Below are 1850 nucleotides of genomic sequence, written 5' to 3'. Positions count from 1 at the left end.
GTCCAGGGGCTGCGCGGGTGGGCGGACCGGCTCGCCGAACAGCTCGCGCGGCAGGAACCCGGCCTCCACTACGCCAACCTCGCGGTCCGGGGCCGCCGTTCGGGCCAGGTGCGCCGCGAGCAGCTCGCCCCGGCGCTCGCGCTGCGGCCGGACCTGGCGACCGTGGTGGCCGGTGTCAACGACGTCCTGCGCCCGAACTTCGACCTCGACGAGGTGACCGCCGACCTGGAGGCGATGTTCGCCGCGCTGACCGGGCAGGGGGCGACGGTCGCGACGCTGACGTTCCCCGACGTCGGGCGCGGCACGCCGCTGGCGCGTCCCCTGGGGCGCAGGATCCTCGCGCTCAACGACCGCGTCCGCGCGTCCGCCGCGCGGTACGGCGTGGTGGTCGCGGACACGTCCGTGTACCCGGTGGTGACCGACCCCCGGCTGTGGAGCGCCGACCGCCTGCACGCGAGCCCGCTGGGGCATGCGCGGATCGCCGCGGCGATGGCATACGCGCTGAACGTCCCGGACAGCGACACGAGTTGGGCCGACCCCCTGCCGACCGCCCCACCGCCCGCCTCCGCCTTGGCCGACCTGCGCTGGGCCGGCACGTTCCTCGGACCATGGCTCGTACGGCGCCTGCGCGGCCGTTCATCGGGGGACGGCAGGGCGCCGAAGCGCCCGGAACTGCTGCCGGTGACCGGGGTCTGAGGCGGGGGCGGCAGCGTTCGTCGCTGTCAGGCCGCGCTGCGCCGCGCGGGCCTCCGGGGCGAGGGGGCGGCACGCGTCGCTGTCGGACCGCTGGTGCCCGAGGCTGTGGGCGGCGCCGGCCTGCTCTGCCCCGCACCGGCATCTGAGGCGGGGCCTGCGCTCGCAGCAGTCAGGCCGCTCTGGCCCGCAGGCGCCTTAGCCGCCCCGCGGCCGTGTCTCAGTCGTCGTCCCGGTGTGTGGCCAGTCGCTGGTCGATCCTGCGGAGGGCCAGGTCGCCCCACTGGAGGTTCTCGCGCTCGAACGCCATCCCTCGCAGCAGCGTGAGGTAGGGCCCGATCCGTTCCGCCTCCGCGAAGTACGCCTCCTCCGACCGGCCGGCGAGGAGGCGTTGGCGCAGGCGCTCGTACCGGGCGAGTTTGGCGGTGGCCCACTCCATGTGGGCGGCGACGGCCGTGCGGACCGCTTGCCCGTCGCCCGCGTCGAGGCACTGGACCTTGACCAGCAGCTCGTCGCGGATGGCGGTCGGCTTGGCCGGGGGCCGGGCGGTGTAGGTGCGGACGGCTTCGCGGCCGGTCCGGGTGAGGGAGAAGAGGCGTTTGTCGGGGCGGCCCTTCTGTTCGACGACGCGCCCGGTGACGAGGCCCTCGGCCTCCATGCGGTCCAGTTCCCGGTAGAGCTGCTGGGGCGTGCACGTCCAGAAGTTCGCGACCGACGCGTCGAACGCCTTCGCGAGGTCGTACCCGGACGCCTCGCCCTCCAGGAGGGCCGCCATCACCGCGTTCCGCAGAGCCATGGGTGCCACGCTAGCAGTCAACTAGTTGAGTACGGGCGGATGGTCATGGTTTGCCGAGGGGGAACTCCGCGCGCACCTCCCACCCGACCGTGCCCCGGGGGCCGGTCGTCAGGTCGCCGCCGAGGGCCGTCACACGCTCCTTGAGGCCGACGAGGCCGAAGCCGCCGCCGTGCGCCGCCGCGGGGAGTTGGGTGCTGCCCCGGCCGTCGTCGGTGACGGAGACGGTGAGGCGGCCGGGGTCGTCGAGGAGGCGGACGTCGATGTGGGTGGCGTCTGCGGCGTGGCGACGGATGTTGGTGAGGGCTTCCTGGACGACGCGGAAGGCGGCGGCCTGGATCTCGTGGGGGAGGTCGTCGGGGAG

Annotated in this window: 3 protein-coding genes; 1 reads left to right on the top strand and 2 read right to left on the bottom strand. The window is 74.6% G+C overall.

Annotated features, from left to right (window positions below; genetic code table 11):
- The coding region (locus tag AOK24_RS41125; RefSeq protein WP_055725004.1) for an SGNH/GDSL hydrolase family protein at window positions 1-696 on the top strand (696 nt) is incomplete at its 5' end.
- 217 nt (window positions 697-913) lie between these two features.
- Here the strand turns inward: AOK24_RS41125 and AOK24_RS41120 are convergent.
- Together AOK24_RS41120 and AOK24_RS41115 are read right to left on the bottom strand one after the other, a co-directional pair.
- The gene (locus AOK24_RS41120; protein ID WP_055725003.1) at window positions 914-1489 is read right to left on the bottom strand and encodes a PadR family transcriptional regulator; all 576 of its coding nucleotides are present in this window, start codon (window positions 1487-1489) and stop codon (window positions 914-916) included.
- A 43-nt stretch (window positions 1490-1532) separates the two neighbouring features.
- A partial coding sequence (locus AOK24_RS41115; protein ID WP_206191354.1) for a sensor histidine kinase occupies window positions 1533-1850 on the bottom strand: 318 nt, incomplete at its 5' end.

The sequence above is a fragment of the Streptomyces niveiscabiei genome, assembly GCF_001419795.1.
Lineage (GTDB): Bacteria > Actinomycetota > Actinomycetes > Streptomycetales > Streptomycetaceae > Streptomyces > Streptomyces niveiscabiei.
This window is presented reverse-complemented; position numbering and strand designations above follow the sequence as displayed.

Bases quoted from the DNA above. Each gene is read 5' to 3' on its own strand.
- AOK24_RS41120 (WP_055725003.1), bottom strand. From the start codon at position 1,489: ATGGCTCTGCGGAACGCGGTGATGGCGGCCCTCCTGGAGGGCGAGGCG.